Origin of the sequence: Paenibacillus ihuae (assembly GCF_001368795.1) — a bacterium.
Classification (GTDB): Bacteria; Bacillota; Bacilli; order Paenibacillales; family Paenibacillaceae; genus Paenibacillus_AQ; species Paenibacillus_AQ ihuae.
The window spans coordinates 67,528-90,296 of sequence record NZ_LN831200.1 but is presented as its reverse complement, the minus strand read 5'-3'; the positions used below and the strand labels follow the sequence as shown (position 1 = coordinate 90,296).

Below are 22,769 nucleotides of genomic sequence, written 5' to 3'. Positions count from 1 at the left end.
ACCGGACAGCTGGGTGATGTAATGAAGGAATCGGCACAGGCCGCCTTCAGCTACACCCGTTCCAAAGCGGAAGAGCTGGGTCTGGCACCAGATTTTCATGAGAAGAACGATATTCACATTCACATCCCTGAGGGTGCGATACCGAAGGATGGCCCGTCCGCCGGGATTACCATTGCTACCGCGCTGATCTCTGCACTCACGAAACGGTATGTCTCGAAGGATGTAGCGATGACGGGCGAGATTACACTCCGCGGACGTGTCCTGCCCATTGGTGGACTTAAGGAGAAATCGCTGGCAGCACACCGGGCCGGCTACAAAAAAATCCTTCTTCCGAAGGACAATGAACGCGACCTCAAGGATATTCCGGAGAGTGTGCGTAATGATGTGGAGTTCGTACCTGTATCCCATATGGATCAAGTACTGCAGCATGCGCTGGTAGATCATCATCATACAGAAATAAGCAGTGAAGCGCCGAGTAGTGTGCATTAGAAAGGAAGACCTATGAAAGTTAACAATGCCGAATTTATCATCAGTGCCGTAGGCCCTGATCAATACCCAACGGACGCCTTGCCAGAGATTGCTCTGGCAGGGCGCTCCAACGTCGGGAAGTCCTCTTTAATTAACCGTATGATTAACCGCAAGAACCTGGCCCGTACCAGCTCCACCCCGGGCAAAACCCAGCATATGAACTATTACCGTGTGAATGAAGATATGTATTTTGTCGATTTTCCCGGATATGGTTATGCCAAAGTATCCAAAACCCAGCGGGCCTCATGGGGGCAAAATGGTCAAAGGTACATGGCGGAGCGTGACACGCTGAAGCTGATCCTGCTTGCTGTAGATCTGCGTCATCCGCCGACAGGCAATGACAAGATGATGTTTGACTGGCTTAAGCACTATGACCTGCCGCTCTGCGTGGTGGCAACTAAGGCCGATAAAATTCCTAAGACGCGCTGGCCCAAACATATCAAAGTGATGAAACAGGAACTTGGTGTGCTACCGGGAGATAACTTCATCCCATTCTCGTCGGAAATCGGTCTTGGCAAGGATGAGCTGTGGGCGTTAATTGAGAATTATAGTCTGCAGTCAGCAGAAGAGGATTTGGATGAAATGTCTGATCCGGATGAACTGAATGAACAAGCTGAGCAGATAGCAGGAAATGAAATTGTGCCTGAAGAAGAGCAGGAATCCTGAAACAAGGCCTTATCCTGTGTATAAGTTAGCAATAGAGCGCAATCCTTTGACTATCCTCCTATTCTCAAGGTATAGGTAGAATTATCAGCTGACAGTCTGTTTCCGCTCATGAGAAAACCCACACTCATCGATGTATAATCATTGTAAAGGCTTTACAAAGAATAGAGGGATGGTTATGGCTCAGCGATTGGCTACAGAATATGTAAATGCGACTATGCAAATGACGGAATTTCAGATGAACCAGTTTCTGCTCACAGCCGATACCTGCTATATCAGCCACCGGGTGAAGGTTCTAGGAGGCGGGGAGCAGATGATTGTTCTTGAGGAAGCCGGGGGTGAAGAGGTGCGCCTGTCTGTCGAACGTAAAGGCGACATCCATTGGTGCACACTATCCTGCCGGGTGGTTAATCCCCATCTGAACAATGCCGTCCGCAAACTATTCGTCACCTATAAAGGAACGGGGACTGTGAATAGAATCTATCATGGGTTTACCATGATCTATTATTATGAGAGAGGCTCTGTCCGCCGGATCTCAGAATTGACGTCCTCTGGCAGCAAGCTGATCTATCAGCATAAGCACTCTCTTTCAGAAATGATGAATCTGTATAAGTCAGATGCTATAGAACGAGAGATAGAAGAACTGCGCCGGAGAGTTGATCGTTTGCTGGATCAGCGCAACACCCTCCAGTCTGCCGAGAATCCCGGTGATATTGATGAGGAGCTTGCATTCATAGCTCATAGATTGCTATTTTTGGAGGCTTAAGGATACAATAACTATATACTTGGCAATCATTTCCTAGTGAAATGGTTGTATTTTTTTGAGATGCTATATAATTTTAGTGGAAAAGGACCGATAAAAAGTATATGATAGATATTCACAGCCACATTTTGCCTTTTATGGATGACGGAGCCACCGACTGGGAAGCGGCCCTCTCCATGGCACAGGATGCCGTACAAGATGGCATTTCCACTGTTGTAGCCACACCACATCATGCTAATGGAGTATATATGAACCCCGCTCCAACTATTGGACAAGCAGTACAGCTGCTCAATGAGAGAATTCAGCAGGCTGGACTTCCTTTGCTTGTGCTTCCCGGCCAGGAGATCCGCCTTTACGGGGATCTGCTGAATGATTTGGAGCAGAGTCAATTGCTGACTCTCGCGGATTCGAAATACATCCTGCTGGAAATGCCTTCTTCACGTGTGCCGCGCATAATGGACGAGACCTGCCACGAACTGGTTATTCAAGGCTTCGTTCCGGTCATCGCCCACCCGGAGCGCAATGCTGAGGTTGCCGCTAGTCCCGCCATATTAGAAAGATTAATAGAGCTGGGAGCAGTGGGTCAAGTAACCGCCCAGAGTCTGGCCGGAACCTTCGGCAGCAAACTGCAGAAGCTGTCGCTTGATCTGTGCCGCAGAAACGCTGTCCATATTATTGCATCGGATGCACATGACTGTAGTCATCGTCCGTTTGGACTAAGTGAAGCTTTCAAGGTTGTGGAGAAAGAGCTGGGGACTGTGGTTTCCGACAAATTCCGCCAAAATTCGCAGAGAATCATCGCTAATGAGGAGATAATCCGGGTCATTTATACGAGTTCCGGCAAGAAACTTCATAGAATGTTCGGTTTTTTTTCTCGTAAAGGATGACCAATCTCTCAATTGATGGTAGAATGGGTATTACTGGGTTATTGTTATATTTTATCAGATTAGTTTGAGTTAGGGCGGAACTTTTCTGATAGCGCAGCAGTATAAGAAACATAACTACATACAAAGAGGTGGATGAAAAGTGTCTTTGAAGAAGAAACTGGCAGTATCAACATTAGCAGTAAGCATGGCAGCAGCATCCGTAGCAGGGTTTCCGTTCAGCAGCGAAGGATTGGCTAAACATCTGACTGGCGTAGCATCTGCAGCATCAGTCGATCACGACTCAGTAAAGACCAAGATTAAGGCGATCTACAATAACCTTACTGCAACAGAAGTAACTTATTTGCAGAACTATTCCAAAGAAGTTGCTGGAATTGATAAAGCGAAGTTCGAGGAAATTTTTGCACCAGTACTCGGCAAACTTAAACTCAGCGATGCAGATACAGCGACTTCCCTGAAACTCTTCAAGAGCGTATCCAGCGTAGTTTATGATGTATATGCAAGTGATTTCGATGTTCTTAAAGGCATCCGTTATGATGTTGACAATGTTAAGCTGTTTAACAACATTGCAGCCAAAGCGAAAGTGGACAGCCTCAGCTTCGACGATATTCTTGACTTCTTCTTCGCTACTAACGGCGTAGAGGCAGAACTTCGCAATCTGCTGGGAAGCAAGTCCACTGCAGATATGATCAACCTCATCGGTAATCCAGAGTCCCAGAAGACCTTGGTTAAGGATGCTGTTTACAAAGTGCTTGAGCACAAGACTGGCGTTGGTGCACTGACTGTAAGTGATGCAGTATACAACCTGGGTATCACAGCTGATGATCTGGTGAAGACATTTGATAATGTGAATACACAGATCAAATCCGCTAAGCCTGCTGCACAGGCACTTGCTCTCGCCTACATCCGTACTTATCCGCTTGTTTCTGGTGGTGGTACTGGAGGCGGTACTGGAGGCGGTACAACAGTTACTACTCCAGGTGCAACTCCTGGCGTTTATGATGTATCTACTTTGGTAAGTGTTATTAACGGTAAAGCAACATTGAAGCTGGTAGATGCTGATGTACTCAAAGCCTTTGATGCACTGTTGGCAGCTAACCCAGGTAAAACTGGTCTTACACTAACATTGAACTTGGGTACAGTGAACGCAACGACTGTAGAAGTTCCACTGTCCAAAGCGATCATTGAAGCTGCTAAAGCTAAAGGTATTGCGAATATCGCGGTTACCTTCAACGGGCTGACTGTTACAATTCCTGTAACCCAATTCAGCGATGCAGTAACTTTGACGGTTACTACAGAAGCTGACACCACAGTAACTTCGATCACTAGCTTGAAGTTGGCTTCCAAAGTCTATTCCTTCGACCTGACAGTTGGTGGAGTAGCCACAACAACCTTCAAACAACCACTGACAATCAAACTTCCTCTGGTTGGTGCAGCATCGCTTGATAAAGAGCTTCTGTCCGTAGCGAAGGTTGTTTACGGCGCACTGCAATTCCAAGGCGGCGTTGTTGACGGTGATTTCATCGTTGAACCGCGCGACACCTTCTCTTCCTACGCAGTAGTAGAGAACAAAGTAAGCTTCAGCGATACTGCCAGCGTACAGGCTTGGGCTGGAAGACAGATTCAAGTTGTAGCCGCTAAAGGCGCAATTGAAGGTATCGGCTCCGGCAAGTTCGCTCCTAAGAGCAATGTTACCCGTGCTGAGTTCGCGAAGATGCTGATCCGTGCATTGAACCTTGAGAACAGCACGGCAACAGAAAGCTTCAGCGATGTAAGCTCTACTGCTTGGTATGCTCCATACGTTGCTGTTGCAGCTGAGAAGGGCATCATCACTGGACGTAATTCTTCCACCTTTGATCCGAATGCAACAATCACACGTGCTGAGATGGCTACAATGATCTCCCGTGCTGTGAAAGCACTCAAACCTTCTGCAACTGCTGATGCAACAGCACTTAGCAAATTCTCGGATGCAGCGAAGATCAGTGCTTCCCTGAAAGACGGCGTAGCCCTTGCAGCCAGCAATAACCTGGTTATTGGTAATGCAGGCAAGTTCAACCCGAACGCTACTGCTACCCGTGCAGAAGCAGCTGTAATCATCTATCGTACAATGAACTTCAAGTAAGAAGTGAAATAAGCAAGTGGAGAGCCTCCTCTCGTTAATGTGAGAGGGGGCACTTTTTTAGCGTGAATTGAAATATTACAGAAACAGCTTGGAGGGAAATTCACTTGTCAGCACAAGAATTGGATCTTCGCGATTATTTTCAGATTGTAAGAAAGAGACTGTGGATGATTGTAAGTATTGTTATCGTCGTCTGTCTTCTTGCCGGTGTGTATAGCCTATACATTAAGAATCCGGTGTATGAAGCTTCAACGAAGATTATTGTTAATCAGACACAGCAAGTGCAGTCAACGGCATCACAGCTGGATTTGAATCAGATTAATACTAATATTCAATTAATTAACACGTACAAGGAAATTATTAAGACACCAGCCATTCTGGATGTTGTAGCCAAGGACTATCCGCAATTTAACACTACTGCAGAAGAGTTGCTGAAGAAGGTTAATGTGAGTTCGGTAAATAATACGCAGGTGATGACACTTGTCGTTCGAGATAACTCTTATCAGAGAGCAGCAGAAATCGTGAATGCCATTTCACTTGTGTTCAAGCAGGAGATCCCTTCCCTGTTCAATGTACAGAACGTATCGATTTTGAATGAAGCCAAGCTTAATCCTACTGTTGCACCAGGACCGGTTGAACCTAATGTAGTGATGAACCTGGCGATTGCCTTTATCGTTTCGCTGATGATCGGCCTGGGGATTGCCTTCCTGCTGGAGTACATGGATGACACCTTGAAGACGGAAGAGGACATTGAGAAATACCTGGGTCTCCCGACGATAGCAATGATAACCAGACTCGGACAAGAAGAGACCAAGTCCACAGAAACGCAAGCACAGAAGCTATCCAGAAAGGCGGGGGATCTCGAACATGTCACAGCAGCCAAATAAACAACGCCATCTGATTACCGTAACGAATCCGCGTTCGCCTGTATCGGAAGCGTTTCGGGCTTTGCGGACCAATATTGACTTTTCTTCGATTGATGAGCAGATTCAGATTATTATGGTGACGTCCTCCGGACCTGAGGAAGGGAAATCCACGGTAACTGCGAATCTTGCGGCGGCCTATGCACAAGCAGATAAGAAAGTGCTTTTGATTGATGGAGACTTGCGGAAGCCTACGGCGCACAAAACCTTTTCTCTAAGCAACCGTTACGGGTTATCTTCTTTGTTGTCACAGCAGGCGGATTTAAACGAGGTTATACAGGAATCTGGAGTTCCTAACCTCTACCTTATGACTTCTGGCCCAATTCCTCCGAATCCGGCGGAGATGATGGCTTCGAACCGGATGAGTACGGTCCTGCAGGAATTACGTCAGCAGTTTGATGTGATTTTGTTCGATACTCCGCCGCTCTTAGCGGTTACGGATGCACAGATTGTGGCTTCTAAGAGTGATGGTGTGATTATGGTAGTTAGCTATGGCAAGGTAAAACGTGATATTGCTGTTAAGGCTAAGGCCAATCTTGATCGTGTAGGGGCGAAGATGCTGGGGGTAGTACTTAATAACGTCAAGCGCAAAGCAAGCGAAGGCTACTATTATTACTACTACGGAAATTGACAGTGTTCGGTAGTGAAAATGTTATTTTTGGAGGCACTAAAAATGACAGCAAAATCTAGAGTGTTCGTGTTGTTCTTCATTGATCTGGCCATCATTTGGTTCAGTATTGCTACCTCGTATTGGTTCCGGTTCTATGACGGTATCCCTCATGATTATGTGGTCCAGATGCTGCAGTTTGGCATCATCTCGACGATTATTATTGGGGGAAGCTTGATCTATTTCGGTCTTTACCGGCGGATGTGGCAATATGCCAGTATTGGAGAGATTGTCTCCATCCTTAAGGCCATTGTCATCGGTTCTATTAGTTCCTATGCGATTGCACTACTGCTCCTCCCAGCGCGTGTACCCTTTGGAGTGGAAATCCGCTCGATGGAAACGATTCTAGTCTTGGTTGGCGGAGTGCGGTTCTTATGGAGAGTGTTTCGTAATGATCGGGTAACCAATATAGAAACCGAAACCCATGCACTGATTGTTGGAGCAGGGGATTGCGGCATGCTGATCGCGAAGGAGATGTTGGGGCCTTCCTTTGCTGGTACGAGAGTGATAGGGTTCATAGATGATGATCACAACAAATATCACATGTCAATCTTAGGCCTGCCTGTGCTGGGGAACCGATATGATCTGCCGCGGCTCGTCAAAGAAAAAGATATCCATGAGATCATTATTGCGATGCCATCTGTATCCAGAACCGAGATTTCCGAGATTATCAATTTAGCTAAAACTACGGGTGCTAAGCTTAAAATTATTCCTGCACTTAATGATCTGATTGCCGGGAAAATATCTGTGAAGAAGCTTCGTGATGTAAGTGTAGAAGATTTACTTGGACGTGAGCCGATTATAGCAGATTTGAACGGTATTCTAGGCTATGTCCATAATAGGACGGTTATGGTCACAGGTGCAGGCGGATCTATTGGCTCAGAGTTGTGCCGTCAGGTGTCTCCTTTTGCTCCTGAGAAGCTTCTACTACTTGGCCATGGTGAGAATAGTATCTATACGATTGAAATGGAACTGCGTAAGAAATTTCCTGATCTTGAGATCGTTACGGTCATTGCAGATGTACAGGACCGCAACCGCATGATGGATGTATTCCACACGTTCAGACCGCATGTTGTCTTTCATGCGGCAGCGCATAAACACGTTCCTCTGATGGAGCGCAATCCATCAGAAGCGATTAAGAATAACGTCTTCGGAACAAGAAACGTTGCTGATTGTGCTGATCGTTATGGAGTAGAACGTTTTGTCATGATTTCATCAGACAAGGCAGTTAACCCTACTAGTGTTATGGGGGCAACCAAGCGTATTGCAGAGATGTATGTACAAAGTTTGAATACTACTAGTAAGACTAAGTTCTCTGCTGTGCGTTTTGGTAATGTCTTAGGCAGCCGGGGCAGTGTAATACCAGCCTTCAAACAGCAAATTGCAGCTGGTGGACCTGTGACCGTTACCCATCCTGAGATGGTTCGATATTTCATGACGATTCCTGAAGCAGTGCAGCTGGTCATCCAATCCGGTTCCTTCGCCAAAGGCGGAGAGGTCTTTGTACTGGATATGGGTGAACCTGTGAAGATTCTTACCTTGGCCGAGGATTTGATAACCTTGTCAGGATATGAGCCTTATAGGGATATTGATATTACGTTCTCTGGTATCCGCGAAGGTGAGAAGCTCTATGAAGAACTCTTAACAGATGAAGAGAATCTGGGTTCGACTCAACATGATCGTATATTTATAGGTAAACCAAATGTAATCAGTCAGAATCAGCTTGAGCTGGAATTTAAGCGGCTAGAACGTGTATTGACGGAGGAACCAAGTGCTATTCGTGAAGTGATTAATCAGATTGTTCCCATGCAGCCTGTTGCTCAAGCCGCTATTAGCTAACTATTGTGAAAGAAGGGATTACTATGTTCAACAAGAGATGGAAGAAGATACTGGCGTGGTCTCTGTCTATAATCATAGTATTAGTAATCGGTGGATTGTTCGCTGCGAATTATGCAGTAGATAAATTAATGACCTCCATGGCCGGAGGTTTGGATTTAGAATCTAACAATGTATCGAATAGCGGGAGCGTAATCTTGGAACCGACTATAGCACCTGCAGAAACGGTAAAGCCAACTGAAGCTGTTACGGATAACCCAGTCAGCAATACAAATAATCCAACGGCAACTACCTCACCTGTATCAGCGCCTGCTTCAGAGACTGCAACTAGTCAGCCTGTCACGGCACAGAAGACAGCTGAGAATAGTGTAAGTATTGCTTCTCCTTCGACAAAACCCCAAGCATCAAGCAGTCCGTCCTCGGATAAGAACACAGATGTGGGCGGATATACTGCACAGGTCTCAGCTGATAAAGCTAAGCAAATACAAGAAAATGTTACAGTTAAAGAAAAAGCGGATGTGGCATCTATTGTGATGAGTCAATTAAGTGTATCAGACATCAAACGTTTGCAGGAGTTAGCATCGGGTGGCTTAACCATAGATGAGAAACGCGAAGCGCGCAGTATTATCCTTGGTAAAGTGTCAGAGGAACAATATAATGAACTTTCTCAGATTGCGAAGAAGTATGGTGTAAGTGAAGGGAAAACACAAGAACAAGTGTTAGCCGAAGAAGAACAGCTTAAAGCACAAGAAGAAGGAAGTGAACAGCAATGAGTAAAGTCAAGATTCCTGCAGCAGCTCTACTGCTCCTCTTATCCATTGGGGCTGCCCCATTAACGGCTTCGGCACCACTATCTGCATCAGCTGCGTCAGTTGCTGCTACCACAACACCCACAATTAATACTTACACTAACTCTATTAAGGTTCAAAATATGAATGTCAAAATGATCTTTGATGGTGTAAGTATGGTGCCGCCTTCCGGTCAACTGGTATTTATTCATAATAATACGACTTATGTACCCGTAAGATTTATGTCTTATGCATTGCAAAAAAGCGTGAATTGGGATGCCAAGAACCTTAAGGTTTCCGTAGGTAAACCAAGCAGTTCTGAGGAGGTTGTAATCAAAGAGTATATTATGAATGCAGCGGATACTAAAACGACTTTCTCGGCTTCTAAACCTGTAACATTAACTTCCGTGAAGGCAAGCTTTGTATTTGATGATGTTGCTAAAAGTCTACCTGCTAACCAATCTAGTTATATCTTAAATGGAGCATTATATGTACCGCTTCGATTCCTTTCAGAATCGGTGGGAAACGTAATCAACTGGGATCAGAAAGCAAAGGTTATTACGGCTGCATCTAAGTCATACCAAGAACAAGTGAGTGAAGGGAACACACCAGGCAATGCAGGCCAGGGAGCAACTACTACAACTCCAACACAGGCTGGTGGCTCAACTTCTGGAAAAGTTTCTTATGAAGATATAACAAGTGCAACGGAAGCTAAGCTAAATGCATTAAAAACTCAGAGCCAGTCAACATTAATGAGTATTGCATTTGAGTATGTAGCTGCCAAAGATGATACAAGTAAAGTGAGTATTAAAAACAAGGGTCTAGAACAATTAGCATCATTTACAGCTAGCTTTAATAGTATTGTGGCTGAGGCTGAACAACAACTTAAGGCTAATGGCTATAGCACTGATGTTATTAATCAGTATAGAAAAGCTTTTGAGGCAGACTTAGAGGCAGGTAGAGTAATAGCTGAAGCTATGACAAATTAAATATTATGCTTGTGAATAATTCATCAGTGTTATTACTACTAAAAGTAGTAGTGATTTCTGGTGAATTATTACTGAGATCCAAAGGAATGGGTGAGCTCATGAGTTTTTCCTATATGATAACAAAGCAAATTATTGATTTTCTATTGGCCTTACTTGGAATGTTCCTTTTGTGGCCATTCTTCTTAATAATTGCACTGATTATTAAATTAACATCTAAAGGGCCTGTCCTATTCAAACAAAGACGGATAGGTAAGGGTAAAAAGGAATTTTATATCCTCAAATTTAGAACCATGCGTATAGATACGCCTAGCAATATGCCTACTCATTTGTTACAAGACCCCAATCTATACATAACCAAAGTAGGCAGATTCCTTCGTAGAACAAGTTTGGATGAATTACCTCAAATTATAAATATTCTAAAGGGTGAAATGAGCATTGTTGGTCCCCGACCAGCACTCTGGAACCAATATGATCTTATCTTAGAACGAGACAAATATAAGGCGAATGATATTAAACCTGGATTGACCGGGTGGGCACAAATTAACGGACGAGATGAATTGCCAGTTGAAGCAAAAGCAAAGCTTGATGGTGATTATATCAAAAATATTTCTTTTACAATGGACTCTAAAGTGTTCTTGCTGACTATTTTTAGTGTGCTTAAGTCAGAAGGGATCAGAGAAGGGGCAACTGAGCAGGGGAAATCGTCTGGCACTGAAGGGGCAATTCTATAATATGGATAAAATAAAGATTTTAATAACTGGTAAAGGGAGTTTTATTGGTACATGTCTAATTAAGTGGCTAAAGCAATCTCCTCATCAGTATGAAATTGAAGAATTATCTGTAAGAGGTAATGATTGGGAAGACTTTGATTTCTCTCAATATAATGTTGTCTTACATTTAGCTGGTATTGCTCATGTATCAACTGATCCTGGAATGGAAGCAGAATACTATAGAATAAATCGCGACATTGCAATAAAAGTCGCCAAAAAAGCTAAAAGTAATAGTGTTAAACAGTTTATATTAATGAGCAGCATTATTGTGTATGGTTCTGCAAAGAAGAGCGACGGGTTTATCGATGAAAACAGTATTCCAGAACCTAATAACTTTTATGGAAACAGTAAGTTGCAAGCGGAGGAAGGGGTAAGGGCTTTGGAAGATGACGACTTCAAAGTTGCTGTCTTAAGACCACCTATGATTTATGGAAGAGGTTCTAAAGGTAACTATCCTGTGTTGGCAAAGTTCTCGAGGAAACTCCCTTTGTTTCCTAACATAGATAATAAGCGTAGTATGCTTCACATAGATAATCTTTGTGAGTTTATCAAATTAATAGTTGATAACCAAGAACAAGGGCTTTTCTTTCCCCAGAATCGTGAGCATGTGAATACTAGTCAGATGGTCTTAATGATCGCTCAGGCACATAGCAAAAATATTAAGTTGACCAAGGCATTTAATCCTTTTATTGCTAATAAATTAGTATTTAAAATTGGGTTGGTGAACAAGGTGTTTGGAAACTTGGCATATAATTTAAAAATGAGTAAGTATAAAAACGATTATCAAATTAGAAGTTTAAGAGAATCGATTATTTTAACAGAAACTATAGATGGGAAGGGTAAAGAGTGAACAAACATATCCTAGTTATAGCTCAATATTTTTACCCTGAACAATTTCGTATTAATGATATCTGTACAGAGTGGATCAAAAAAGGTTATAAGGTTACGGTAATAACTGGTATCCCTAATTATCCTCAAGGAAAGTATTATCCCGGTTATGGTTTGTTTAAAAGACGCAGAGAAACATATAATGGTGTGGACATTATTAGAATACCATTAGTGCCAAGAGGGAAAAGTTCAATGATGCTTGCATTGAATTATTTATCATTTGTAATATCAGGGTACTTTTGGAAAATGTTCACTAGAATTAAGGCGGATTATGTTTTTATATTTGAGGTTTCTCCAATGACTCAAGCTTTACCAGGTATTTGGTATTCCAAAAAAAGGAAAGTGCCATGTTTCTTGTATGTTCAAGATCTTTGGCCTGAGAATGTACAGATTATAACCGGAGTTAATAATAAATATATTATTGGCGCCATTGGTAAAATGGTTGACTATATATATGCCCGCTGTGATAAAATTTTCGCTACGTCTAACAGCTTTGTTCAATCAATCGCTAAACGTGGGGTTGAAGAAGAAAAGATAGCATATTGGCCTCAATACGCAGAAGACTTTTATGTACCTATAGAAAAGAGTATTGTTACTGAAATTCCTAATGATGATACATTTAATATCATTTTTGCTGGAAATATTGGTAACGCGCAGGGATTAGATATACTTCCAAAAACAGCTTTAATTCTTAAAGAAAAGAATATGAAAAATAAAGTCAGATTTAATATTGTTGGTGATGGTAGATATAAAAGTGAGTTAATAGAATTAGTGACTGCAAATGATATATCTGAAATGTTCAATTTCATCCCCCGACAACCTGCAACAAGAATACCAGAACTTTTAGCTAGCAGTGACGCTGCATTTCAGTGTTTAACAGATAGTCCATTGTTTGCTATGACAATTCCAGCAAAACTACAATCGTATATGGCTTGTGGAATACCTATTATTGCTTCTGCTAATGGGGAAACAAATCGAATCATTAATGAGGCAAAAGCGGGTCTATCTAGTCCTGCCGGAGATGCTGAAAAGCTTGCTGAGATTATTATCGAAATGTTCAATAAGTCACCAGATGAACTTAAAAAGATGGGTATGAATGCAAGAAACTATTATGATGCCAATTTTAATAAACAAGAGTTATTGAGTGAAATGGACACTTATTTTGGACGAGAGTCATTAATGGAGGAAATACAATATGTTCAAAGATAAAACATTATTAATAACTGGTGGGACAGGCTCTTTTGGCAATGCGGTGCTGAAGAGATTTCTAAATACAGAAATTAAAGAAATTAGAATCTTCTCCCGGGATGAAAAGAAACAAGATGATATGCGCAAAGAACTAAGAAACGATAAGGTGAAATTCTTTATAGGGGATGTTAGAGACTATAACAGTGTTGCAGCAGCGATGCACAATGTGGATTATGTGTTCCATGCGGCAGCCCTAAAACAAGTTCCTTCATGCGAATTTTTCCCTATGGAGGCTGTTAAGACAAATGTTATGGGAACTGAGAATGTACTTAATGCTGCCATTGCTTTTGGAGTGAAAAAGGTAGTGTGTCTATCAACAGATAAGGCAGTATATCCTATCAATGCTATGGGAATTTCTAAAGCCATGATGGAAAAGGTTATGGTTGCTAAATCCAGGACTGTAAGTCCTGAAGATACCTTAATCTGTGGCACACGTTATGGAAATGTGATGTGCTCTAGAGGTTCAGTTATTCCATTGTTCATTGATCAAATTAAAAATTATGAGGATATTACAATTACTGATCCTGATATGACCCGTTATCTAATGTCCTTGGAAGATGCTGTTGAACTAGTGTTGTTTGCTTTTAACAAAGCAGTTCAAGGAGATATTTTCGTTCAGAAGGCTCCTGCTTCAACAATAGGGGAACTAGCTATAGCTTTGAAAGAACTGTTTCAGTCAGATAGTCACACAAGAGTTATTGGAACTAGACATGGTGAAAAGTTATATGAGACATTGCTTACACGGGAAGAGATGGCAAAAGCAACTGATCTGGGAAGCTATTACCGGATTTCTGCTGATACGAGAGATTTGAACTATGATAAATTCTTTGAAGAAGGCGATAAAGATATATCCGAGGGTTGGGAATACAATTCTCATAATACAGAAAGATTAGATATTCAAGGGATTAAAGAACTCTTGTTAAGTCTAGATCTGATTAATAAAGAACTTAATGGCAGGGGCTAGAATAATGAAAACTGTTTTGGTAACAGGTGCCTACGGATTCATTGGTCGTAACTTAGTAGCGTCTTTAAACAGAAGAGATGATATTGAGGTTATGAAGGTTGATTCAAAGCATTCACTCCAAGAATTAGAAGAATATGCACTTAAGGCTGATTTCATTTATCATCTTGCTGGAATTAATCGGCCTGAGAATACTGAGGAATTCATGACTGGTAATTTGGGTGTCACTCAACACTTAATCAATATATTGATTTCGAACGGAAAGAATACTCCAATACTTCTCTCTTCATCGATCCAAGCTGAACAGGATAATCCATATGGGAACAGCAAGCGCGCAGCTGAGGAAGCGATTTCCGCTTATGGAGACCAAAAGGGAGCTAGTACATTTATATATAGACTACCCAATGTTTTTGGGAAATGGAGTAAACCTAACTATAATTCTGTAGTTGCAACTTGGTGCTACAATATTAGCAGAGAAATACCCATTCAAGTGAATAATCCGGAAGCGGAAGTTAATTTAGTTTATATTGATGATGTAGTTGAATCCTTCATAGCTGCAATGGATACTTTAAGTGGAACCAACTCAAGTGGTTACTGCGATATTTCGCGCTCCTTCAATGTTAAGCTTAAGGATCTGGAAGCTAGCTTAGTATCATTTAAAGAGAGCCGGAATACACTTGTTATTTCGAGTCTGAAAAGTGATTTTGAACGCTTTCTTTACAGTACTTATCTCTCATATTTGCCAGAAGACAATTTCGGATATGATTTGGAAATGAAACACGATAACAGAGGATGGTTAGCAGAGTTCATTAAAACGGAACATTCAGGTCAAGTATTTATATCACGAACTAAACCAGGTATTACAAGAGGTAACCACTGGCATCATACTAAAGTAGAGAAATTCCTTGTTATTGAAGGAGAAGCTGTAGTCAAGTTTCGACAGATTGAAGGAGAAGAAATCTTAGAATATCCTGTGAATGGATTATCTTTGAGAGTGATAGATATTCCACCTGGATATACACATTCCATCACTAATACAGGTACTAGTGATGTAATAACCCTTTTCTGGGCTAATGAATTGTTTAACCCTGAAAAGCCAGATACTTATTACTTGGAGGTTTAAGAAAATGGAAAAGCTTAAAGTTATGACAATCCTTGGCACCAGACCAGAGATCATTCGTTTGTCTGAGTGCATTAAAGCTTGCGATAGATATTTCAATCATATTTTAGTACATACAGGGCAGAATTGGGATTATACATTAAATGAAGTATTCTTCAATGAACTCGAACTTCGTCAACCTGATTACTTCCTTGAGGCAGTGGGAACTAATCTGGGCGAAACGATGGGGAATATAATAGCAAAATCGTTTGATGTATTAGAAAAAGAAAAACCAGATGCTCTGCTGATCTTAGGTGATACTAACAGTGCACTCAGTGCGATTGCTGCAAAAAGATTGAAAGTACCTATTTTTCATATGGAAGCAGGCAACAGATGTTTTGATCAAAATGTCCCTGAAGAAATAAATCGCAAGATTGTTGACCATATCTCGGATATCAATCTGCCTTATACAGAACATTCCAGAAGATATCTTCTATCAGAGGGATTCCGTAAAGAACATATTTTTGTTACAGGATCTCCGATGCAAGAAGTTCTTCAAGCTCACATGGAGAACATTGATGCAAGTGATGTACTTGAACGGTTAAACCTAGAACCAGAGAAATATATACTTGTTTCTGCACATCGGGAAGAAAATATTGATAATGAACGGAATTTCATCTCTCTTATGACCGCAATTAATAAAATTGCGGAACGTTATCAATTGCCCGTAATTTACTCTACACACCCAAGAAGTATGAAGTATATTGAACAACGGAATTTTAAATTTCATCCTTTGGTACAAAATCTTAAACCATTTGGCTTTTTTGATTATAATCAATTACAGAAAAATAGTTATTGCGTACTATCGGATAGTGGTACTCTATCTGAAGAAAGCGCTATGTTAAACTTTGCGGGAGTACTATTAAGAACATCAACAGAGCGTCCAGAAGTTCTTGATAAAGGCTCCGTAGTTATAGGAGGTATTGATGAAAAGAATATTGAACAATCTGTAGAGTTAGCAATAAACATGAAAATGAATCATGAAATTCACTTATTAGCAAATGACTATAGTGATAATAATGTATCAACTAAAGTAGTGAAAATTATCCAAAGTTATGTTGGAATTATTAATAAGTTTGTATGGAGAAGATAGAATGAAGATTTTGCAGATTAATTCTGTTTGCGGATTTGGAAGTACTGGAAAAATTGTTACGGATATTCATGAATCACTTATTATTAATGGCTTTGATAGTTATGTTGGTTATGGAAGAGGGGAGCCAAGGCATTGTAGTAAAACAATTAAAATAGGTAATAAGTATGATACGTACGGACATGTAGCTAAAACAAGATTAACTGATCAACATGGATTTGGTTCAAAAAGAGCAACGAAAACATTTATTAAAAAGATACAAGAAAAAAATCCGGATCTTATCCATTTGCATAATATTCACGGGTACTATTTAAATATAGGTATCTTGTTTGATTATCTTAAAAAGGCTAATAAACCTGTAGTTTGGACTCTGCATGATTGTTGGCCGTTTACAGGTCATTGTGCTTATTTTGATTACGAAGGTTGCGGAAAATGGAAACAAGGTTGTTATGATTGCCCACAAAAAGCTAATTACCCTTCAAGTTTTTTAATAGACAATTCTAAAAGTAACTACTTTAAGAAAAAAGAAATATTTGGTAAGGTGAATGACTTAAATATCATTACACCGTCTAAGTGGTTAGCAGAGTTATTAAATGAATCATTTTTATCAGAATATAATATAACAACTATAAATAATGGGATTGATTTGGAATTATTTAAGCCTAGAATAAGTGAGTTTAGAAACAAATATCAACTAAAAGATAAATTTGTCATTCTAGGGGTTGCTAGTTTTTGGGAGAAAAGAAAAGGATTGGATTATTTTGTGCAATTATCAAAAATATTAGATGAAAACTATAAAATAGTCTTAATTGGATTGAAAGAAAAAGAAATTCTTGATTTGCCTAAAAATATTATTGCATTACCTAGAACGCAAAATATCGAAGAATTAGCTGAAGTATATACAGCAGTAGATGTGTTTGTAAATCCAACCCTAGAGGATAATTTTCCCACAACTAATCTTGAAAGTTTAGCTTGTGGCACTCCTGTCATCACCTTTAATACAGGTGGGAGTATAGAATCAATTAATGAAAAATGTGGATTAATTGTGAAGAACAATGAAATTAATGAACTTTATCAGTGTATTCTCCAAATTCAAAAGAATACTAAGCAATACTATTCAAAATATTGCTTAAGTCAATCCCTCAATTTTAATAAAATGGATGTCGGGAAAAAATATATAAGTATATATAAATCCCTGATAGAAAAGGGTAGCTGAGATGAAAAAAAAATACTATTTATAACTCCACATATGATTTGTGGAGGCGTTGAGAAATCTTTGTTGTCACTGATTAATGAGATTCCTAAGGATCTTTATGAAGTAACTATATTTATGGTAAGAGCCAATGGTGATTTTTTAGAATTTATTCCTTCTTGGGTTACTCAAGGTGAATTACCATTAAATAAAGAGTTAGTAGATGAACTATTAGCTGGAGGAGCTAAAGCCTCAATTATAAAAAATGTAAAAAAATTAAGGTTTTTGAAAGCTGCCAATATAATAATTAAAAAGAAAGTTCTAAAAGACCCGATTCCAGAAATGAGTACAAAGTTTGAAGAAATACAGTCATTAGAAAAAAAATATGACGTAGCAATTGCATTTCATATGCATATGCCTTTTATTGTTAAATACGTAGCTGATAAGGTTGTCGCAGATATTAAAATAGCGTGGATTCATAATGATTTTTTAACATCTAAATTTCACCCTGGTATATTAAAAGAGTATTTAGATAAATATGACAAGTTCTTCGCTGTTTCAAAACAATTGATGCATGAATATGTAGGGATTTTTCCTGAATTCAAAGATAAAACGGAAATATTTTATAATATAATTTCTCAAGAAACAATAAAGAAAATGTCTGGTGATAGAATAAATGATTTTGATCAAAATCAAATAAATATATTATCTATAGGGCGGCTAGATAGACAAAAGGGTTATGATCTAGCAATAAAGGTTTGTAGAAAGTTGCTAGATAAAGGATATGATTTCAAGTGGTATATTATTGGTGAAGGAAATGAGAGAGAAGCACTTGAAAAAGCCATAAATAAATTAAAATTAGAGAACAATTTTATACTATTAGGTATGAGAACAAATCCTTACCCATATCTAGAAAAATGTGATATATATGTTCAACCATCGAGGCATGAAGGATATTGTTTAACGTTAGCAGAAGCTAGATGTCTTTATAAGCCAATAGTTACGACTGATTTTGCCGGTGCTAAGGAACAAATTATTAACAACGTAAATGGCATCATTACTTTATTTGATGTTGACCAATTGTTTAATAGTATTGAACGACTAATATCTAATAAAGATTTAATGCGAAAGTTTAGCGTTGAACTAAAAAAACAAGGGTTTAAAATAGATGAAGAAGAGAATAAATTGATTAATTATATTAAGGAGTAGCAAATGAAGATATTATACTTTCAAAATATTCCTGTTCCATATCGGGTTGATTTTTTTAATGAATTGGGAAAATATGTTGACCTAACAGTAGTATTTTTAGCTGAGGTTTCAAGTGAATTAAATAGTAATTGGTTTTCCAAAAAGGCTAACAATTTTAGTTCAATATTTTTGAAGAAGGGGAAAATAAATGATAAAGCAATTAATTTGAAAATATTAAAATATATTAACAAAAATGAGTATGATCTTATTGTCATATCAAATTACTATATTCCCACTGTTATGTTAGCTATTGAAAAACTAAGACTATTGGGTATTCCATTTGTTTATTCATCCGATGGGGCTTTTGTCAAACTAGAAGAGAATCAATTAATAAAAATGTTGAAAACACATTTTATTAGTAGTGCTGAATATTGGTTAAGTACTGGAAGGATTACAGACGAACAGTATTTAAGTTATGGAGCTAGAAAGGAGCGAATATTTAAATACCCATTTACATCTTTAAAAAAAGAAGATATTTTAAGCAAACCAATACCCTTAGACGAAAAAATAAAATGTAAAAAAGAATTAAATATTAATGAAGATAAAGTTATATTAACTGTTGGGCAATTCATCTATAGAAAGGGAATTGATGTATTGTTGAACTCTTGTATGGAATTGCCATCATCATGTGGCATCTATATTGTGGGAGGAGAGCCAACAGAAGAATTCATCAAATTGAGGGATAATTTGAAACTGAAAAATGTAAAATTTGTTGATTTTAAAAATAAGGAAGATTTATCTAAGTATTACAAGTCAGCGGATTTGTTTGTCTTGCCTACCCGAGAGGATATATGGGGACTTGTGATTAACGAAGCAATGGCACATGGACTACCTGTAATAACTACAGATAAGTGTATTGCAGGATTAGAGTTGGTTAAAAATGGTGAAAATGGATATATTGTTCCTTCAGAAAATTGTAAAACACTTGCTGAAAAGATTAATAGTATATTATTTAATGATAGACTACTAAAGGAAATGAGTGAGAATTCATTATTGAAAATCCAGTCGTTTAACATTGAAAATATGGCTCAAGTTCATTTAGAAATATTCAGTCAATTAATATCAAGAAAAATGCAATTATCCGATACCGTCTAGATTGATCTCTAGAATAAGAATGTGTTTAAACAAGAGATTTCATGGAAATTTGATTCTAGGCTTGCAAATAGGAGTGTAATCATGTTCAAACTTTCATTAACTAAAATACATCCGAATTATTTGAATCTCTTTCTATTTATCTATTTTATAATATTACCCTTTATATTTGCTGTTCATAAAGTTGAATATATCATTCCTTTAATTGTAGCTTGTATAGGTTTTTTTTCATTTTTGATTGGAAGTAAATTGAATATAAATATTGACTTTTTAAGTAATGAATTTCATGATACCAATTTTAAAAAGTTAATTCTGTTGATTTTTTTATTGATAGATATTAATTCAATATTATCTTATTTTTTTGTTGGTATTAATCAAAATGCATACAATCTCGGTTACTTAGATTCCGCAGGAAGTAATACTTTGTATAAGCAGATAATCATAACTGGGTTATCTTTTGTGAAGTTTTATATATATGCTGGGTATATGAAAAACAACAAAAAGTTATTTTTTGTTATTGCTTTTTTATCTGTACTTGCAGCAATCACTGGTAGAGTAAGATTTGATATTGTGAAGTCTCTTATATTCTTTGGATTGTTTGGTATTAGCTTTAATTATATAAAAGTAGGATGGGTGAAGATTCTTATTGCTTTAATAATGTCTCCTTTTTTTATGCTTATTACTTTAATAAAAAGAGATTATGTAGGTTCTATAGATTTTATTTCTTTAATATCTGTTATAAAAAATATGATGATAAAATTTAATGAAAATAATTATCTCTGGGATATGTTGAAAATGTCTATGGAATCTTTTGCTACATTTGATATATATAAAAATGTAATCAATGATGGTTTTGTATCTCCTGTCAATGGCGTCATAAGAATTATATTTAATTTTATACCACGGAGCATATGGGTAGAAAAGCCACTTCCTTTACAGATAGTTTTAGCTTCAAGATATAACGAATCTGCTTATTTAGCTGGTGGAGGGATTTTTGCAAACATTTTTGGTGATGCATTTATCAATGGCGGGATCTTCATGGTAGTGATATTCATGTTTATTTTAGGTATGATATCCAATTATTTGTATAAAGTTTCAATAAAAGCTACTACTACTAAATCATTATGTGTAGCGGCATATGCTATTTTTATAATTTTTTTCTTTAATTTTTATAGAGGATATCTTTCAGATATGACCTGGCAATTCATACTTTTTTTTGTAGTTTTTAAAGTTTTAAATATGTTTGAGAAAAGATAAAATCAATTTATTCTCATTATGGAGATACTATGAAAAAAATAGCAATAATAATAATGATAATTACGATCGCTTCAAAATTAATAGGATTATTAAGAGAAGTAGCCTTTGCTTATTTTTTTGGTGCTTCCTATATTACTGATGCTTTTTTAATTTCGACATTAATCCCTAGTGTTATATTTAGTGCAATAGTAGCTGCAATCTCCACCGGTTTTATTCCAATGTACAATAAGATTAATATTGAGCAAGGTGAGCGACAGAGTACTTATTTTACAAACAATCTACTGAATTTTATTTTTATTTTGTCAACTTTAATAATTATAATTACATTACTGTTCACAAAACAAATTGTGTTGTTATTTGCTTCTGGATTTGATGAAAAAACTTTGAACTTGACAATACTTTTAAGTAGAATAAGTATTATAGGGATATATTTCACTGCGCTCGTTTATCTTCTTTCGGGATATTTGCAAATAAAGCAGAATTACATAATTACAACGCTTACGGGTATTCCACTAAGTATATTGATGATAATATTTCTCTTAATTTCACACAATTATGGACCAGTATTTCTAGCAATTGGAAGTGTTCTTTCTATATTTTCGCAAGCCTTACTTCTATTTATATTTGCATACAAACGTGGATATAGATATAAATTCTCCTTTGATTATAAGGAAAAAAATCTTAGAGCGCTTATTATCACAATAATTCCTGTTCTCTTAGGAAGTTCCGTTGAGACTATAAATAAATTAGTTGATAGAACAGTAGCTTCAAGAATTTCTATAGGCGGAATTTCTGCTTTAAACTATGCTCATACGCTAAATTCCTTTGTTCAAGGCATTGTAGTTTCGGCTATCTTAACTATTATGTATCCAACCATCTCCAAAATGGCGGCTGAGAACAACATTTGTGGAGTGAAGAGAGGATTACAAGAATCTATAAATGGTGTTGTATTATTAGTACTGCCAGCTACAGTAGGGTATATGATTTTCTCAGAACCATTGGTAAAGCTTTTATTTGGTAGAGGTGCTTTTGATAGTGATGATATTTTGTTAACTGCGAATGTTTTGTTTTATTATTCTATAGGGATGATAGGTTTTGGAGTTAGAGAAATAGTATCTACAGTCTTCTATTCTTTACAAGATACCAAAACTCCAATGATAAATGCGATTCAATCAATGCTGTTAAACATTTTCTTAATAGTAATATTATCTAGATATCTCGGAATTAGTGGGTTGGCACTTGCTACTAGTATCTCTGGGTTATTTTGTTCATTAATGTTAATATGGAAGTTAAGAAGAAAAATTGGTTCTTTTGGTCTTAAAAATATATTATTTTCTATGCTGAAAGCTTTTCTAGCTTCAATTTTTATGGGGATAGCATGTAGGTTTCTTTTTGGTTTTTTGACTCAATCAATACATATATACTTAGCTCTCTTTATTTCAATATTCTTTGGGTTAGTTTTTTATCTGTTACTAATTTTTTTATTCGGAATAAGAGATGTGCATCTGATTCTAAATAAATTTAGAAATAAGTTTGATTGAATTCGTAAAATAAACGATACTGAAATACAGTAGCCAAAACTATATATGAAATTCTATTATTTCAGTATTTATTCTTATGCGATTGTATTAAAAAATCTATATTTCCTGGGATTTTCCTGAACATAAAGAAAAACTTATAGATGTTTAGGGTGTTTTGGGGATT

Annotated in this window: 21 protein-coding genes; all 21 read left to right on the top strand. The window is 37.9% G+C overall.

Annotated elements, in window-relative coordinates:
* Nucleotides 1-489 (top strand): S16 family serine protease (locus AQR02_RS23005; protein ID WP_280818660.1); only part of this gene is annotated, 489 nt, incomplete at its 5' end.
* A gap of 12 nt (nt 490-501) precedes the next feature.
* On the top strand, nt 502-1,194 hold the full coding sequence (gene yihA / locus AQR02_RS23000) for a ribosome biogenesis GTP-binding protein YihA/YsxC (RefSeq protein ID WP_054942754.1): 693 nt from the start codon (nt 502-504) through the stop codon (nt 1,192-1,194).
* A gap of 175 nt (nt 1,195-1,369) precedes the next feature.
* Nucleotides 1,370-1,957, top strand: a complete 588-nt coding sequence (locus AQR02_RS22995; protein ID WP_054942753.1) for a hypothetical protein — start codon at nt 1,370-1,372, stop codon at nt 1,955-1,957.
* A gap of 101 nt (nt 1,958-2,058) precedes the next feature.
* Entirely contained in the window at nt 2,059-2,841 is a 783-nt protein-coding gene (locus AQR02_RS22990; RefSeq protein WP_054942752.1) for a tyrosine-protein phosphatase, read from the top strand.
* Nucleotides 2,842-2,980: 139 nt separating this feature from the next.
* On the top strand, nt 2,981-4,960 hold the full coding sequence (locus AQR02_RS22985) for an S-layer homology domain-containing protein (protein WP_054942751.1): 1,980 nt from the start codon (nt 2,981-2,983) through the stop codon (nt 4,958-4,960).
* A gap of 104 nt (nt 4,961-5,064) precedes the next feature.
* On the top strand, nt 5,065-5,844 hold the full coding sequence (locus tag AQR02_RS22980; protein WP_082452035.1) for a YveK family protein: 780 nt from the start codon (nt 5,065-5,067) through the stop codon (nt 5,842-5,844).
* Nucleotides 5,825-6,511: a CpsD/CapB family tyrosine-protein kinase gene (locus AQR02_RS22975; protein WP_054942750.1), complete on the top strand. Its 687-nt coding sequence runs from the start codon at nt 5,825-5,827 to the stop codon at nt 6,509-6,511. Before AQR02_RS22980 ends, AQR02_RS22975 begins: the two co-directional genes overlap by 20 nt.
* 42 nt (nt 6,512-6,553) lie before the next feature.
* Nucleotides 6,554-8,386 (top strand): polysaccharide biosynthesis protein, encoded by a 1,833-nt coding sequence (locus tag AQR02_RS22970; protein WP_054942749.1) that lies wholly within the window; start codon nt 6,554-6,556, stop codon nt 8,384-8,386.
* Nucleotides 8,387-8,391: 5 nt separating this feature from the next.
* Nucleotides 8,392-9,156 (top strand): hypothetical protein, encoded by a 765-nt coding sequence (locus tag AQR02_RS22965; protein WP_209444269.1) that lies wholly within the window; start codon nt 8,392-8,394, stop codon nt 9,154-9,156.
* A complete protein-coding gene (locus AQR02_RS22960; RefSeq protein WP_054942747.1) occupies nt 9,153-10,160 on the top strand; it encodes a copper amine oxidase N-terminal domain-containing protein in 1,008 nt (335 codons plus the stop codon). Before AQR02_RS22965 ends, AQR02_RS22960 begins: the two co-directional genes overlap by 4 nt.
* 98 nt (nt 10,161-10,258) lie before the next feature.
* Complete coding sequence (locus tag AQR02_RS22955) at nt 10,259-10,891, top strand: sugar transferase (protein WP_108722090.1); 633 nt, start codon at nt 10,259-10,261, stop codon at nt 10,889-10,891.
* A 1-nt stretch (nt 10,892) separates the two neighbouring features.
* The gene (locus tag AQR02_RS22950) at nt 10,893-11,780 is read left to right on the top strand and encodes an NAD-dependent epimerase/dehydratase family protein (RefSeq protein WP_054942746.1); all 888 of its coding nucleotides are present in this window, start codon (nt 10,893-10,895) and stop codon (nt 11,778-11,780) included.
* On the top strand, nt 11,777-13,027 hold the full coding sequence (locus tag AQR02_RS22945; RefSeq protein WP_054942745.1) for a glycosyltransferase family 4 protein: 1,251 nt from the start codon (nt 11,777-11,779) through the stop codon (nt 13,025-13,027). The genes AQR02_RS22950 and AQR02_RS22945 overlap by 4 nt, the downstream gene beginning before the upstream one ends.
* Nucleotides 13,014-14,030: a polysaccharide biosynthesis protein gene (locus AQR02_RS22940; protein WP_054942744.1), complete on the top strand. Its 1,017-nt coding sequence runs from the start codon at nt 13,014-13,016 to the stop codon at nt 14,028-14,030. The genes AQR02_RS22945 and AQR02_RS22940 overlap by 14 nt, the downstream gene beginning before the upstream one ends.
* A 4-nt stretch (nt 14,031-14,034) precedes the next feature.
* Nucleotides 14,035-15,150, top strand: coding sequence for a polysaccharide biosynthesis C-terminal domain-containing protein (locus AQR02_RS22935; RefSeq protein WP_054942743.1), 1,116 nt, complete (start codon nt 14,035-14,037; stop codon nt 15,148-15,150).
* A 4-nt stretch (nt 15,151-15,154) separates the two neighbouring features.
* Entirely contained in the window at nt 15,155-16,279 is a 1,125-nt protein-coding gene (gene wecB / locus AQR02_RS22930) for a non-hydrolyzing UDP-N-acetylglucosamine 2-epimerase (RefSeq protein WP_054942742.1), read from the top strand.
* A 1-nt stretch (nt 16,280) separates the two neighbouring features.
* Nucleotides 16,281-17,492, top strand: a complete 1,212-nt coding sequence (locus AQR02_RS22925) for a glycosyltransferase (RefSeq protein ID WP_054942741.1) — start codon at nt 16,281-16,283, stop codon at nt 17,490-17,492.
* 60 nt (nt 17,493-17,552) lie between these two features.
* Complete coding sequence (locus AQR02_RS22920; RefSeq protein ID WP_054942740.1) at nt 17,553-18,677, top strand: glycosyltransferase; 1,125 nt, start codon at nt 17,553-17,555, stop codon at nt 18,675-18,677.
* Between the two features lie 3 nt (nt 18,678-18,680).
* Nucleotides 18,681-19,811, top strand: a complete 1,131-nt coding sequence (locus AQR02_RS22915; RefSeq protein ID WP_054942739.1) for a glycosyltransferase family 4 protein — start codon at nt 18,681-18,683, stop codon at nt 19,809-19,811.
* A gap of 81 nt (nt 19,812-19,892) precedes the next feature.
* Complete coding sequence (locus AQR02_RS22910; RefSeq protein WP_054942738.1) at nt 19,893-21,065, top strand: O-antigen polymerase; 1,173 nt, start codon at nt 19,893-19,895, stop codon at nt 21,063-21,065.
* Between the two features lie 29 nt (nt 21,066-21,094).
* Complete coding sequence (murJ, locus tag AQR02_RS22905) at nt 21,095-22,606, top strand: murein biosynthesis integral membrane protein MurJ (RefSeq protein WP_054942737.1); 1,512 nt, start codon at nt 21,095-21,097, stop codon at nt 22,604-22,606.
* The last annotated feature ends 163 nt before the right edge of the window (nt 22,607-22,769 follow it).